This is a genomic window from Streptomyces vilmorinianum (assembly GCF_005517195.1).
Taxonomy (GTDB): Bacteria; Actinomycetota; Actinomycetes; order Streptomycetales; family Streptomycetaceae; genus Streptomyces; species Streptomyces vilmorinianum.
The window spans coordinates 6,473,268-6,486,680 of record NZ_CP040244.1 but is presented as its reverse complement, the minus strand read 5'-3'; the positions used below and the strand labels follow the sequence as shown (position 1 = coordinate 6,486,680).

The window sequence follows — 13,413 nt, the reverse complement described above, 5'->3', positions numbered from 1 at the left end:
CACCCGGCCGGAACCACGACGAGCGGAGCGACGAAGAAAATGGGCCGAACGGACACGCGCCAGGGGAAGAAGGGCGGGCGCATACGCCGTCTCTTCACCTGGAAGAAACTCCTGGGCACGTTCTTCGTCGGCTGCCTGCTCGCCATGGGCGCGTTCTACGTGATCTACCTGATGGTCCCGGTGCCGACCGCCAACGCCCAGGCGACCATGCAGAGCAACGTCTACAAGTTCTCCGACGGCAAGGTCCTCGCCCGTACCGGCGAGATCAACCGCGAGATCGTCGGCCTGGAGAAGATCCCCAGGGACGTCCAGGACGCCTTCGTCGCCGCGGAGAACAAGACCTTCTACAAGGACAACGGCGTCGACATCAAGGGCACCACCCGCGCCGCCTGGAACACGATCACCGGCAAGGGCAAGCAGGGTGGCTCGACCATCACCCAGCAGTACGTGAAGAACTACTACCTGAGCCAGGACCAGACGGCCACGCGCAAGCTCAAGGAAATGGTGATCGCGCTCAAGGTCGACCAGCGCATGGGGAAGCCCGAGATCCTCGCCGGGTACATGAACACCAGCTACTACGGCCGCAGTGCCTACGGCATCCAGGCCGCGGCCCAGTCGTACTACGGCATCGACGCCTCCAAGCTGAACGTCGCCCAGGGCGCCTACCTCGCCTCCCTGCTCCAGGCCCCCAACCAGTACGACTGGACCTCCGCCACCCCGACCGGCCGCAAGCTGGTCGAGGAGCGGTGGAACTACACCCTGGACAACATGGTCGAGGAGGGCTGGCTCGACGCCTCCAAGCGCGCCACGCTGACCTTCCCCGTCCCGCAGAAGGCGAAGGCCGCCCCCGGCATGGAGGGCCAGACCGGCTACATGGTCGAGGCCGCCAACCAGGAGCTGATGCGCCAGGGCATCCCCGAGGAGGACATCAAGGCCGGCGGCTGGACGATCACCCTCAACATCGACGAGAAGAAGCAGAAGGCCCTCGTCAAGGCGGTCGAGCGGCAGCTGGAGGCGAAGCTCGACCGCAAGGGCGACAAGAAGGACGCCACCGTCCAGGCGGGCGCCACCTCGGTCGACCCGAAGACCGGCAAGGTCGTCGCGATGTACGGAGGCGTCGGCGCCACCGAGCACTGGACGTCGAACGCCACCCGCCGCGACTACCAGCCCGCCTCGACCTTCAAGCCGATCGTCCTCGCCGCCGCCCTCGACAACGGCGCCGAGACCCAGGACGGCCGGAAGATCGGCCTCGGCACGATCTACGACGGCAGGAGCCGGCGGCCGGTCGTCGGCAGCGACGTCCCGTTCGCCCCGGAGAACGAGGACGACCGCAGCTACGGCCCGGTCACCGTGCAGAAGGCCACCAACAGCTCGATCAACTCCGTCTACGCGCAGATGATCGTGGACGTCAGCCCGGGCAACACCAAGAAGACCGCCCTCGCCCTCGGCATGAAGGACGGCGCGGACTTCGGCGAGACCCCCGCGATGTCGCTCGGCACCATGGGCGCCTCCACCTGGGACATGGCCGGCGTCTACGCCACGCTCGACAACCACGGTGTGAAGGTCACCCCGACCATCGTGAAGTCCGCCGAGCACCGGGACCGCAAGGCCGAGCCGGTGAAGTCGATCGGCGAGCAGGTCATCAGCCGCGAGGCCGCCGACACCGTCACCAAGGCGATGACCGGCGTCGTCCGCAGCGGCTCGGGCTTCCGTGCGGCCGGCGACTACGCGGCGGCGGGCAAGACCGGCACCTCGGAGAACAACCGCTCCGCCTGGTTCGTCGGCTACACCCCCGAACTGGTCACCGCCGTCGGCCTCTTCGGCGAGGACGCCAAGGGCAACCAGGTCACGCTCACCGACACGATCAACCCGGGCCGCGCCAACGGTGGCCGGACCCCGGCCCAGATCTGGGGCGACTACACCACCGCGGCGCTCGGCGGCGGCTCCGACGCCCGGTTCGACCTGGAGACCGACAGTTCGCAGGACGTCGTGGAGTCGGCCCCGACCCCGTCGCGGAGCAGCGAGGCGCCGACCTCGACCCCGCCGCCCGTCACCGATTCCCCGGACCCGACGCCGCCGCCGACCTCGACGGCGACCACGCCGCCGCAGCCCACGGACACGGTCACGACGCCGCCGCTCCCGACGCGGCCGACGAAGCCCCCGGAGACCACGGACCCGACGATCGAACCGCCGGTCTTCGACCAGCAACCGCAGCAGTGACAGCCGTGTACTGACGACGAAGGCCGGACCCGACAGGGCCCGGCCTTCGTCGTCACCCGGGCGACCGTGTCGCCGCGCGTGCCGATCCGTTCGGCTCGATCCGTTCGGCTCGATCCGTTCAGCTACGGGTCGGAAGCTCGAACCAGACGACCTTGCCGCCCGAGAGCCGCGTCGCGCCCCACCGCCTGGCCAGCCGGTTCACCAGGAAGAGACCGCGCCCGCCCTCGTCGGTGTCCCGGGCCCGCCGCTGCCGGGGCAGCTGCGGGGAGTCGTCGCCGACCTCGCAGCGCAGCACGTCGGTCTTGAGCAGCCGCAGGGTCACCGGCCGCTCCGCGTACCGCACGGCGTTCGTCACGACCTCGCTGATCAGCAGCTCGACCGAGTCCGTGAGCTCCTCCAGGTCCCAGCGGGCGAGCGCCCGCCGGGCCAGCCGCCGCGCCCGCCCCGGGGCCGCGTCCTCCGGCTCCAGGAACCAGTACGCCACGTCACTGGGCGCGATCCCGTCGAAACGGGCCGCGAGCAGCGCGATGTCGTCGTCCCGGTCGCCCGGCCCGAGCATGTCGAGGACGTCGTCGCAGAGCGCCTCAAGGGGAGGCGAGTGGTCGGGGCCGGTCAGCTGGGCGGTCGCCGCGAGGCGCTCCCGCAGCTGCTCGATCCCGGTCCACACGTCCCGCAGCCGGGACTCGACCAGACCGTCCGTGTACAGCAGCAGCGTCGCCCCGGCCGGGGCGTCCAGCTCGACCGCCTCGAAGTCGACCCCGCCCACGCCGATCGGCGCCCCCGGCGGTACCCGCAGGACCTCCGCCCGGCCGCCGAGGTGGAGCAGTATCGGCGGCGGATGGCCGGCGTTGGCGATGGTGATCCGGTGCGAGACCGGGTCGTACACCGCGTACATACAGGTCGCCATCCGGTCCTGGCCGAGGCGCTGGGCCTGCTCGTCCAGGTGGTGCAGCACCTCCTGCGGCGGCAGGTCGAGCCCCGCCAGGGTCTGCGCCGTGGTCCGCAGCTGGCCCATGATCGCCGCCGAGGTCATGGAGTGGCCCATGACGTCGCCGACCACCAGCGCCACCCGGCTGCCGGGCAACGGGATCGCGTCGTACCAGTCGCCGCCCACCCGGGCCGTCTCGGCGGCCGGCAGATAGCGGGAGGCGAGCCGCACGCCGGTCGGCTGCGGCAGCGAGTCCGGCAGCATGGTGCGCTGCAGCTCGTCGGCGATGTACGCCTCGCGGCCGTACAGCACGGCCTTGTCGATGCCGAGCGCGGTGTGCGTCGCCAGCTGCGCCGCCACCAGCAGGTCGTTCGGCTCGAAGCCCGGCCGCTCGGGGCGGCGCAGGAAGACCGCGGCGCCGATCACCCGGCGCCGGCCCCGCAGCGGGGCCAGTATCGCCCGGTGCCCGCCGGGCAGCACATGGTCGGGCCCGAGCAGCTCGGGCAGCGCGGCGCGGGCGGCGGCGGAGTCGCCGAAGACCGGCCGCACCCCGCGCAGCACCTCGGCGAGCGCGCTTCCGGAGCGGACCTCGCACAGCTCGGCCGCCGGGGTCGGATCGGGGTCGGGGACGAGCAGCAGCTCCTCGCCCTCCAGGTCCGTTAAGCGGAGCCGGTCGGTACGGCGCAGCCGCAGCACGAACGGCGCGACGGGGCGCTCGTCGCCCACCGGCAGCGGGTCGCGCAGATACACCAGGATCGCGTCGGAGAAGGTCGGCACGGTCGCCCGGCACAGGCCGAGCACGATCTCGTCGAGGTCTATCCCGCGCGCGATCCGGCGGGTCGCCGCGCCCACGAACCGCAGCCGGTCGCCCTCGCGCCGCGCCTCCGCGGCGTCCTGTGCCGGGGCGCCGCCGCCGGGCCCCGCCACGGCCATCACCGCGGCCGCCATGCCCTGCCCCGGCACGGGACGGCCGGTGTCGCCACCCGTCCCTGTGGCGGTGTGCCCACGGTCGCCGCCCGCGGCTGCCGTCCCGCCCGAGGCGGGGGCCGCCGCGGCGGATGGCGTCACCTGCCCGGGCACGGGGGCACCCGTGCCGGAGCGGCCCGGGCCCGGCGCGTCGCCCGGCCGGGGGCCGGGCCGCTCCGGCACCGGCGTCTCGGCGGCAGCGGTCTCGCCGCTCCGGGACGGCGTACGAGAGGCGTCCCGGGCGTCGGCGCGGCCCGGTCGGCCGCCCGTGCCCGGCGCGCTCGCCTCGGCCGCTTCCTGGCGGGGGCGGGTGCGCTCGTGCGACCGGGCAGCCAGCGGCTGCCGGCCTTCGTGGGAGGTGGGATGCTCCGTCACGCGTGGGATTCCGTCCGTCCGGGCCGGTGGTGCGATGCACTCGCTCTTCTCGCCGATGCCGCGCCTTCACCGGGGATAAACCCCTGGCGCGCGGTGGATGTGAACGCCCCGCCGGCAGCGGCTACGACAGGGGTCGGAACACCCGGGCACACGTCCGGCACTGCTCTCCCCCTCAAGGATGACTTACGGTCAGGTCCTGCGCCGTGCTCTGTGGTTGACGCCTCGTCGGTTGATCACCGCCTTGCGGAGGACGATCCTACGTTTGCACCCCGGGGGCGCATCAAGGGTCTCACGGTGCCGTGTGCGCCGGGGTGCGATCCCAATCCACCGGCAGCTCGGGCACGGTCCACCCCGGATCGGGCCGCCAGTTCTCCCAGCCGTCCGAGAACGGCGCGCCCCAGGCCCGGATCACCTCGACCGCGGCCCGGCCCGCGGACCGTACCCGCGCCGCCTGCGCCGCGCCCATCAGCCCGGACCGCTGGGCCTGCGCGAACTCGTCCTCGTCCCGCCACAGCCAGCTGCGGTCCGGGTAGACGGAGATGTCGAGGAAGTGGTCCTCTGAGTCGACGCCACCGGACCAACGGGTGCGCGGCTCCTCGAGGTTCACGTACCAGCTGCGGAAGCGCCAGCCGCGCTCCCAGAACAGCCAGACCGACCAGGGGTCCCCGGGCCGGGCCAGTTTCAGCACGCCCGTGCCGAACCAGCGCGAGCGGGCGGTGGTGCGCGGGGCGGTGTAGCGGGTGGCGAGCGGCTCCTCGTGCACGGGAGTCCCGTCGGCGAGCACCGGCTTGACGCACTCGGTGCCCGGGGCCATCCAGACCGCGAGCAGTTCGGGGGTGTCCTGGACGACGGTCACCGGCCGGCAGATGTGCACCGCGCCGGAGCCGTTGCCGCGGTAGCGCCAGAGGATGTGCTCCCCCGGCGCCCAGTGCTGAGGGCCGCCCGATCCTGTCATGCGCAGATCTTAGGGGCGGGCCCCCTTCACCGCTGCGGCACAGGTCACGGATGAGTCATACGCAGGACGTCGAGGGCCTCGTCGAGCTGCTCCAGGGTCAGATCGCCCCGCTCGACGTAGCCGGACGCGAGCACGACCTCGCGGATGGTCTTCCGCTCCGCCAGGGACTTCTTGGCCACCTTGGCGGCCTCCTCGTAGCCGATGTACCTGTTGAGCGGGGTGACGACGGACGGCGAGGACTCGGCGTACTCCCGGGCCCGCTCGACGTTGGCGGTGATGCCGTCGACGGTACGGTCCGCGAGGAGGCGCGAGGCGTTGGACAGCAGCCGGACCGACTCCAGGAGGTTCTTGGCGATCACCGGGAGCATCACGTTGAGCTCGAAGTTCCCGGCCGCGCCCGCCACCGCCACCGTGGTGTCGTTTCCGGTCACCTGCGCGGCGACCATCAGGACCGCCTCGGGAACGACCGGATTGACCTTGCCCGGCATGATCGACGAGCCGGGCTGGAGGTCGGGGAGGTTGATCTCGGCCAGGCCGGTGCGCGGCCCCGACGCCATCCAGCGCAGGTCGTTGGAGATCTTCGTGAGACCTACGGCGATGGTCCTGAGCTGGCCGGACGTCTCCACCAGGCCGTCCCGGGCGCCCTGCGCCTCGAAGTGGTCGCGGGCCTCGGTGAGCGGCAGGCCGGTCGCGTCGGCGATCTCGGCGATGACCGCGGCGGAGAAGCCGTGCGGCGTGTTGATGCCGGTGCCCACCGCCGTACCGCCGAGGGGGAGTTCGGCGAGCCGGGGCAGGGAGGAGCGCAGCCGCTCGACGCCGTACCGGACCTGGGCCGCGTAGCCGCCGAACTCCTGTCCCAGGGTCACGGGGGTGGCGTCCATCAGATGCGTACGGCCGGACTTCACCACGTCCGCGAATTCGGCTGATTTCCGCTCCAGCGAGGCGGCCAGATGTTCCAGCGCGGGGATCAGGTCCCGGGTGACGGCGGCCGTGGCGGCGATGTGGATCGAGGACGGGAAGACGTCGTTGGACGACTGGGAGGCGTTCACATGGTCGTTGGGGTGGACCTCCCGGCCCTCGGGGAGCCGCTCGCCCGCCAGGGTGGCGATGACCTCGTTGGTGTTCATGTTGGACGAGGTGCCCGAGCCGGTCTGGAAGACGTCGACCGGGAAGTGCTCGTCCCAGCGGCCCTCGGCGACCTCGGAGGCGGCGGCCTGGACGGCGTCCGCGATGTCCTGGTCGATCACGCCGAGCGCGGCGTTGACCTTGGCGGCGGCGGCCTTGATCCGGGCGAGGGCCTCGATGTGGGCGCGCTCGAGCCGCTGGCCCGAGACGGGGAAGTTCTGCACGGCCCGCTGGGTCTGCGCACGCCACTTGGCGTGCGCGGGGACCCGTACCTCGCCCATGGAGTCGTGCTCGGTCCGGTACTCGCTCATGTCGTCGCCGGTCGTGTCGGCCATGTCGTCAACCTCCATGCAAAGTTGAGCACTTGTCTTGTTACGGCTATTCCCATTGCGCGTACCGGCCAGTAGAAACCGTGGGTAACCCCACTTCCAGGAGGCGCAATGAGGCGCACCAGGTACAGACTCCGCTGGACGATCGCGGCCACGGCCGCGGCCGCAGCGGCCTTCGGCACCATGGCAGCCGCAGCCCCCGCCGGCGCGGCCGACACCGGCACCGGCACCCGTACGGCGGCGTCCGTGCCGCTCTCGCCCGAACTGGAGGCCATCCGCGCCGCCGAGGCCACCAGGATCTACGGCAGCCCCGAGGAGCGGCCGCTCGCCGAGCGCAGGACCGGCCTGATCTCGCTCGGCGACAGCGAGATCTCCGGCGAGGGCGTCGGCACCTACGAGCCGCCGACCAACGGGCCGACCAACTGGTGCCACCGCTCGCCCGACGCCGCGATCCACCGCACGGCGATCCCCGCGGACCTCACGTTCAACGTGTCCTGTTCCGGCGCCTACAGCGGCAACATCAGGATCGGCGGCTCGAAGCAGTACGCCGACGAGCTCGTCCAGAGCGACAACCTCGCCATCAAGGCCCGCAACACCCGTATCAAGATGGTGCTGCTGGTCGCCGGCGCCAACGACGACCTGCAGTTCGGTCCCGTGATGACCGACTGCGTCACCCGCTACCTCACCCTCCAGGGCCCGTGCGAGCCCAAGTACGCCCCCGGCTGGCAGGCCCGCGTCGACGCCCTCGTCCCCAAGGTCGAGCAGACCGTCCGCGACCTGCGGACCGTGATGCGCGACGCCGGATACGCCGACGGCGACTACAAGCTCGTCGTCATGGGCTACCCGAGCCCCATCGGCCCCGACTTCCACGACAACCCGAACTTCCCCGGCAAGCTCGCCTGCGGCGGACTCGGCTACGACTCCGACACCGTCTGGGGCCGCAACACCGCCGTCCCCGCCTTCGAACGCGGCATGCGCAGGGCCGCCGCGAACACCGGGGCCACCTACCTCGACAACTCGCGGCTCTTCCACGGCCACGAGGTCTGCATGGAGGACACCTGGGCCCGCGGTCTGTACATCGACCTCTCCAAGCCCGGCACCCCGGACGAGAACTCCGTCCGGCAGTCCTTCCACCCCAACGCGAGCGGCCACGCCGCCTTCGCCTCCTGCCTCACGCAGATCTACGACTCCGGTCTGCGCGAGGCGAGCTGCGCGGACGTCAACTCCAGCGGGCGGCCGACCCTCTTCCCGTACGCCTGGGACGACGTCTACAAGCCGCTGAAGAACCAGGCCACGGGGAACTGCGTGGACGTCGAGGCGGCCACCTCCGCGAACGGCACCGCCGTGCTCGGCTGGGACTGCCACGGCGGCCGCAACCAGGGCTGGTGGTACGACTCCGGGCGCAGGACCGTCCACACGGAGCTGACCCAGGACCGCTGCCTGGACGTTCCCGCCGCCAGGTACCAGGCGGGCGCGGCGCTCATCGTCTGGAACTGCTCGGGCGCGGCGAACCAGACGTTCGTACGGGACGGGGCCACGATCCGGCCGGCGGCCGCGACCGGGCTCTGCCTCACACAGGCGGCGGCGAAGCAGCCGCTGCGGCTGCAGAACTGCGACGGCTCGGCGAACCAGCGGTTCGCGTGACCGTGCGGTGAGACGCCGTGGCCCCCGTCCGGTGCGGGACGGGGGCCACGGTCCGTGCGCAGGGATCAGAGGGTCTTGAGGCTGGACCGGGCCAGCTCGTAGGCCGGCAGCATCTCCCGGTGCTCCTCGGAGTCGAGCCCGCCCAGGTGCACGACGACCGTGCCCTTGGGGGTGGAGACGGCGAAGGCCCGCTCCTCCTTGGACTCCTCCATGATCTCGTTGTAGACCGTGTACGTGACCTCGGTGGCGGGCAGCGCGCCCGCCTTCGTCTCCTTGTAGGAGACCTTCGAGGTGTTCTTCTCCGCCTTCACGAAGCCTTCGAGGGTCGCCCTGGCGTCGCCCGGCCTGCCCGTCCAGACCCGCAGATACCCGAGGTGACCGGCCGGCTTGGCGTCGATCTCGCAGACGGACAGGACCGGACCCTGGCGGGTGAGCGCGGCGAACTCCGGGTCCTCCGCGTTCTTGATCACGTTCGGCTTCCAGTCCGCCGCCAACTCGAAGGAGACGGGCAGCGCACAGGCGGTCCCGGGTCCGCCCAGGGTCGCCTTGGGCGACGCCGACGCGGGCGACGTGGCCTTCGCCGCCGGCGTGCCGGCCGCGCTGTCGGCCGTGCCGTCGGCCGTCCTGTCGGGCTTCGCCTCGGTGCCCAGGCAGCCGGTCAGCAGTCCCGCCGCCGCCAGCGCGGCGAGGGCCGGGACCATGATCCGTATCGGGTGTCTCATGCGCGTGAGCGTATCCAGGGCGTCCGGTACCCCTACCGCGGGGTGTTCAGCACGTCCATGTAGTGCTGGTTCCGCATCACGCCGAGGACGTTCCCGAACGGATCGGTCACCGAGGCGGTGACGAATCCCGGGCCGCGGGGGGTGAGCGGCTCGTACTCCTTCGCCCCCATGGACAGGAGCTTCTCGAACGTCGCGCTCACGTCGTCGACGTGCCAGTAGACGATCGCGCCCCCGGGTCCGGCCGCGGCGCCCGCGGGTGCGTAGCGGGCGTCGATCAGCCCGAACTCGTGCTGGTAGTCACCGATGCGGAACTCGGCGTACCCCGGCCGCTCGAAGTACGGCTCCATGCCGAGCAGTTCCGAATACCAGCTCTTCGCCGCGGCCAGGTCGGAGGCGTAGAAGCTGACCGTGGTGAGCCCTCGCAACATGGACGTTCCCCTCTCGTCACCGCCGCGGACACCGCGTCCCGGCCGATGGCAGGACTCTAGGGGCCAAGTAGGCCGGATTCCGGCCTACTTGGCCTCAGGGGGGAGAAGGGTGCCGGTCAGCCGAGGCCGGGGCCGCGGACCGGGATGTGGGTGAAGGTCGGCTCCGGGGCCGGGTTCTGGAAGAAGTCGTTGCCCTTGTCGTCCACGACGATGAACGCCGGGAAGTCCTCGACCTCGATCTTCCAGACGGCCTCCATGCCGAGCTCCTCGTACTCGACGACCTCGACCTTCTTGATGCAGTCCTGCGCGAGACGCGCCGCCGGGCCGCCGATCGAGCCCAGGTAGAAGCCGCCGTGGCCGCCGCACGCGTCCGTGACCTGCTTCGAGCGGTTGCCCTTGGCCAGCATGACCTTGGAGCCGCCCGCGGCCTGGAACTGCTCGACGTACGAGTCCATCCGGCCGGCCGTCGTCGGGCCGAAGGAGCCGGAGGCGTAGCCCTCGGGGGTCTTGGCCGGACCGGCGTAGTAGACCGGGTGGTCCTTCAGGTACTGCGGCATCTCCTCGCCCGCGTCGAGCCGCTCCTTGATCTTGGCGTGCGCGATGTCGCGGGCCACGACCAGCGGGCCGGTCAGTGAGAGGCGGGTCTTGACGGGGTACTTCGTCAGCTCGGCGAGGATCTCGTCCATGGGCTGGTTCAGGTCGATCTTGACGACGTCCCCCTCGGTGGAGAGGTGCTCGTCGGTGGTGTCCGGCAGGAAGCGCGCCGGGTCGGTCTCCAGCTGCTCCAGGAAGACGCCCTCGGCGGTGATCTTCGCGACGGCCTGACGGTCGGCGGAGCAGGACACCGCGATCGCGACGGGCAGCGAGGCGCCGTGGCGGGGCAGGCGGACGACGCGGACGTCGTGGCAGAAGTACTTGCCGCCGAACTGCGCGCCGATGCCGATCTTCTGGGTGAGCTCGAAGACCTTCTCCTCCAGCTCCTTGTCCCGGAAGCCGTGGCCGAGCTCGGAGCCCTCGGACGGCAGCTCGTCCAGGTAGTGCGCGGAGGCGTACTTCGCGGTCTTCAGCGCGAACTCGGCCGAGGTGCCGCCGACGACGATCGCCAGGTGGTACGGCGGGCAGGCGGCCGTGCCGAGCGAGCGGATCTTCTCCTCCAGGAACTTCATCATGCTCGCCTCGTTGAGCACGGCCTTCGTCTCCTGGTAGAGGAAGGACTTGTTGGCGGAGCCGCCGCCCTTGGCCATGAAGAGGAACTTGTACGCGCCGCCGTCCGTCGCGTACAGCTCGATCTGCGCGGGCAGGTTCGAGCCGGTGTTCTTCTCCTCCCACATGGTCAGCGGGGCCATCTGCGAGTACCGCAGGTTGAGCTTGGTGTACGCGTCGTAGATGCCCTTGGACAGGGCCTCCTCGTCCTTGCCCCGGGTCAGCACGCTCTGGCCGCGCTTGCCCATGACGATCGCGGTGCCGGTGTCCTGGCACATGGGCAGGACGCCCGCGGCGGCGATGTTCGCGTTCTTGAGGAGGTCGAGCGCGACGAACTTGTCGTTGCTCGACGCCTCCGGGTCGTCGATGATCCGGCGCAGCTGGGCCAGGTGGGCCGGGCGCAGGTAGTGCTGGATGTCGTGGATCGCCTCGGCGGCGAGCGTGCGCAGCGCCTCCGGCTCGACCGTGAGGAACGTACGGCCGTCGGCCTCGAAGGTGGAGACACCTTCGGAGGTCACCAGGCGGTAGGGCGTGGTGTCCTCTCCCAGGGGGAGCAGATCGGAGTACGCAAACTCTGGCATTTCGGCCATTCCTCACTCGGCAGACAGCTGCACGGCCTCCATTGGCAGCGCGCCCTCCAGCGTAGAACGGCCCGTACGTCCCGATCCTGTGAGGTAAGGCTCACTTCCCGCCCAGCGGCGTCCGGTGCAGGGCGACGAGCAGCCGCCAGGTGCGGTCCGCGAGCTCCTCCGGGGTCGCCTCGATCAGGCCGTGCAGCCAGTCGGCGAGCAGCCCGCCGAAGGCCGCCGACACGGCGGACGCGACCAGCGCGGGCTCCGGCGCGCCGGCGAGCGCGCGCTCCCGGCGGCTGTACTCGCGCAGCTCGGCGTGGAGCAGGTCGCCGAGCGGCCCGCCGCCGCCCGGCCGCAACAGGCTCGTGTAGAGCCGGGCGTGCGGGGCGACGTCCGCGAAGAACGCGGCCAGGGCCGGAGGCGGTACGTCGGGGTCGGGGACGCCCCGCCAGGCGTGCAGGGCCTCGACCGCCTCCCGTACGACATCGGCGCAGGCGTCGACGGCGAGGGCCTGGAGGTCGGTGTAGTGCAGATAGAAGGTGGCCCGGCCGACTCCCGCCCGGCGGACCAGCGCGGCGACCCCGACCTCGTCCAGGGGGCGTTCGGCGCACTCCTCCAGGAGGGCGGCGCGCAGCTTGGCGCGCGTGCGGGCGGCGCGGGGGTCGGTGGCTGCTGCGGTCACCCCGCCCACAGTACGGCGGCCAGGGCGAGCGCACCGGGCAGGGCCTGGGCGAACAGGATCCGGCGGTTGGCGGTGACGGCTCCGTACACCCCGGCGATCACGACACAGGAGAGGAAGAAGATCTGCACCCGGTGGCCGGTGGGGTCGGCGGCGATCAGGCCCCAGACGAGACCGGCGGCGAGGAAACCGTTGTACAGGCCCTGGTTGGCGGCGAGGCCGGCGGTCGCGCGGGCCATGTCCGCGTCGAAGCCGGAGAGTTCGCGTCCCGGGCGGCGCTCCCAGAGGAACATCTCCAGAACGAGGATGTAGGCGTGCAGGGCGGCGACGAGGCCGACGAGGATGTTCGCGATGATAGACACCTGTCCAGGATACATGGACAGGTGTCCAGAAGGGTCACCAGGAGCGCCGCCGCGCCCTCTAGTCGCGATCTATCGCGTTTCGCTAGGCTGAGGTCGTGGACCTCGAAAAGCAGCCTGAGAAGCCGGTCGCCCCCGCCGAACCCACGCCCGTGGGCGATCCGTCCGATGCTCTGCGGGCCTCGGACGCCGACCGGGACCGGATCGCGGACATCCTCAGGGACGCCCTGGCCGAGGGCCGGCTCGACGCCGAGGAGCACTCCGAGCGGATCGACGCCGTCTACCGCGCCAAGACCCTGGGCGAGCTGGAGCCGATCGTCCGCGACCTCCCCGCGGGCGCGCGCCCCCGCCAGGAGCCCGAGCGGGCCTACGCGTACGGACCCGAGGACGTCTCGGGCCCCGCCGACAACCTGATCGCCGTCTTCTCCAGCACCACCCGCAAGGGCCGCTGGCGCGTGAGCCGCAGGACCAACGCGTTCTCGCTCTTCGGCAACATCGAGATCGACCTGACCGAGGCGCTCTTCGCCCAGCGGCTGACCACCATCAACGCCACCTCGATCTTCGGCAACGTGGAGGTGCGCGTCCCGGAGAACATCAGCCTGCGCGGCAACGGCACGGGGATCTTCGGCAACTTCGAGGTCGTGAACCTGGAGGCCGCCGATCCGCAGGCCCCGCTGGTCGTGATCAACGGCTACTCGGTGTTCGGCAACGTCGAGGCCAAGCCCAAGCGCGGCAAGTGGATCACCGACCTGCAGAACCACGTCCAGAACAGGATGCGCAAGCACCTCGGTCACTGACCCTGGGGCCGGTGACCGGAATCCGCCCCTGAGGTTCCGCACTCCGGAACCGGACGGCACTCAGTGCATAGGCGTGCGCACAGCGGGTAGGGCTGCTGCATCGTCTCTCGC

Annotated in this window: 11 protein-coding genes; 3 read left to right on the top strand and 8 right to left on the bottom strand. The window is 71.3% G+C overall.

Annotation, left to right across the window (positions count from 1 at the left end):
* Positions 1-39: 39 nt before the first annotated feature.
* A complete protein-coding gene (locus FDM97_RS29940; protein WP_137993608.1) occupies positions 40-2,220 on the top strand; it encodes a transglycosylase domain-containing protein in 2,181 nt (726 codons plus the stop codon).
* Positions 2,221-2,338: 118 nt separating this feature from the next.
* Here FDM97_RS29940 and FDM97_RS29935 read toward each other — a convergent pair whose 3' ends face one another.
* The 3 genes from FDM97_RS29935 to FDM97_RS29925 all read right to left on the bottom strand — a co-directional run bounded on the left by FDM97_RS29935 (position 2,339) and on the right by FDM97_RS29925 (position 6,904).
* Positions 2,339-4,489, bottom strand: coding sequence for a SpoIIE family protein phosphatase (locus tag FDM97_RS29935; protein ID WP_137993607.1), 2,151 nt, complete (start codon positions 4,487-4,489; stop codon positions 2,339-2,341).
* 289 nt (positions 4,490-4,778) lie between these two features.
* The gene (gene fomD, locus FDM97_RS29930) at positions 4,779-5,444 is read right to left on the bottom strand and encodes a cytidylyl-2-hydroxypropylphosphonate hydrolase (RefSeq protein WP_137993606.1); all 666 of its coding nucleotides are present in this window, start codon (positions 5,442-5,444) and stop codon (positions 4,779-4,781) included.
* A gap of 44 nt (positions 5,445-5,488) precedes the next feature.
* The gene (locus FDM97_RS29925) at positions 5,489-6,904 is read right to left on the bottom strand and encodes a class II fumarate hydratase (RefSeq protein ID WP_137993605.1); all 1,416 of its coding nucleotides are present in this window, start codon (positions 6,902-6,904) and stop codon (positions 5,489-5,491) included.
* A gap of 105 nt (positions 6,905-7,009) precedes the next feature.
* Here FDM97_RS29925 and FDM97_RS29920 point away from each other — a divergent pair, with 105 nt between their 5' ends.
* A complete protein-coding gene (locus tag FDM97_RS29920; protein WP_137993604.1) occupies positions 7,010-8,542 on the top strand; it encodes a ricin-type beta-trefoil lectin domain protein in 1,533 nt (510 codons plus the stop codon).
* 65 nt (positions 8,543-8,607) lie between these two features.
* On the opposite strand, the gene FDM97_RS29915 is transcribed toward FDM97_RS29920, so the two are convergent.
* From FDM97_RS29915 to FDM97_RS29895, 5 genes are all read right to left on the bottom strand, one after another.
* Entirely contained in the window at positions 8,608-9,264 is a 657-nt protein-coding gene (locus FDM97_RS29915) for a lipoprotein (RefSeq protein ID WP_175439282.1), read from the bottom strand.
* Positions 9,265-9,296: 32 nt separating this feature from the next.
* Positions 9,297-9,692 (bottom strand): VOC family protein, encoded by a 396-nt coding sequence (locus FDM97_RS29910; protein WP_137993603.1) that lies wholly within the window; start codon positions 9,690-9,692, stop codon positions 9,297-9,299.
* 116 nt (positions 9,693-9,808) lie between these two features.
* The gene (locus FDM97_RS29905; protein WP_175439281.1) at positions 9,809-11,476 is read right to left on the bottom strand and encodes a fumarate hydratase; all 1,668 of its coding nucleotides are present in this window, start codon (positions 11,474-11,476) and stop codon (positions 9,809-9,811) included.
* A gap of 100 nt (positions 11,477-11,576) precedes the next feature.
* Positions 11,577-12,149 (bottom strand): TetR/AcrR family transcriptional regulator, encoded by a 573-nt coding sequence (locus tag FDM97_RS29900; RefSeq protein WP_137993601.1) that lies wholly within the window; start codon positions 12,147-12,149, stop codon positions 11,577-11,579.
* A complete protein-coding gene (locus FDM97_RS29895) occupies positions 12,146-12,523 on the bottom strand; it encodes a DUF1304 domain-containing protein (RefSeq protein WP_432816258.1) in 378 nt (125 codons plus the stop codon). Before FDM97_RS29895 ends, FDM97_RS29900 begins: the two co-directional genes overlap by 4 nt.
* A gap of 80 nt (positions 12,524-12,603) precedes the next feature.
* Here FDM97_RS29895 and FDM97_RS29890 point away from each other — a divergent pair, with 80 nt between their 5' ends.
* Positions 12,604-13,302, top strand: coding sequence for a DUF1707 SHOCT-like domain-containing protein (locus FDM97_RS29890; RefSeq protein ID WP_137993599.1), 699 nt, complete (start codon positions 12,604-12,606; stop codon positions 13,300-13,302).
* Positions 13,303-13,413: the final 111 nt, after the last annotated feature.

Bases quoted from the DNA above. Each gene is read 5' to 3' on its own strand.
- FDM97_RS29905 (WP_175439281.1), bottom strand. From the start codon at position 11,476: ATGCCAGAGTTTGCGTACTCCGATCTGCTCCCCCTGGGAGAGGACACC.
- FDM97_RS29895 (WP_432816258.1), bottom strand. From the start codon at position 12,523: ATGTATCCTGGACAGGTGTCTATCATCGCGAACATCCTCGTCGGCCTC.
- FDM97_RS29920 (WP_137993604.1), top strand. From the start codon at position 7,010: ATGAGGCGCACCAGGTACAGACTCCGCTGGACGATCGCGGCCACGGCC.
- FDM97_RS29925 (WP_137993605.1), bottom strand. From the start codon at position 6,904: ATGGCCGACACGACCGGCGACGACATGAGCGAGTACCGGACCGAGCAC.
- fomD (WP_137993606.1), bottom strand. From the start codon at position 5,444: ATGACAGGATCGGGCGGCCCTCAGCACTGGGCGCCGGGGGAGCACATC.
- FDM97_RS29915 (WP_175439282.1), bottom strand. From the start codon at position 9,264: ATGAGACACCCGATACGGATCATGGTCCCGGCCCTCGCCGCGCTGGCG.
- FDM97_RS29910 (WP_137993603.1), bottom strand. From the start codon at position 9,692: ATGTTGCGAGGGCTCACCACGGTCAGCTTCTACGCCTCCGACCTGGCC.
- FDM97_RS29940 (WP_137993608.1), top strand. From the start codon at position 40: ATGGGCCGAACGGACACGCGCCAGGGGAAGAAGGGCGGGCGCATACGC.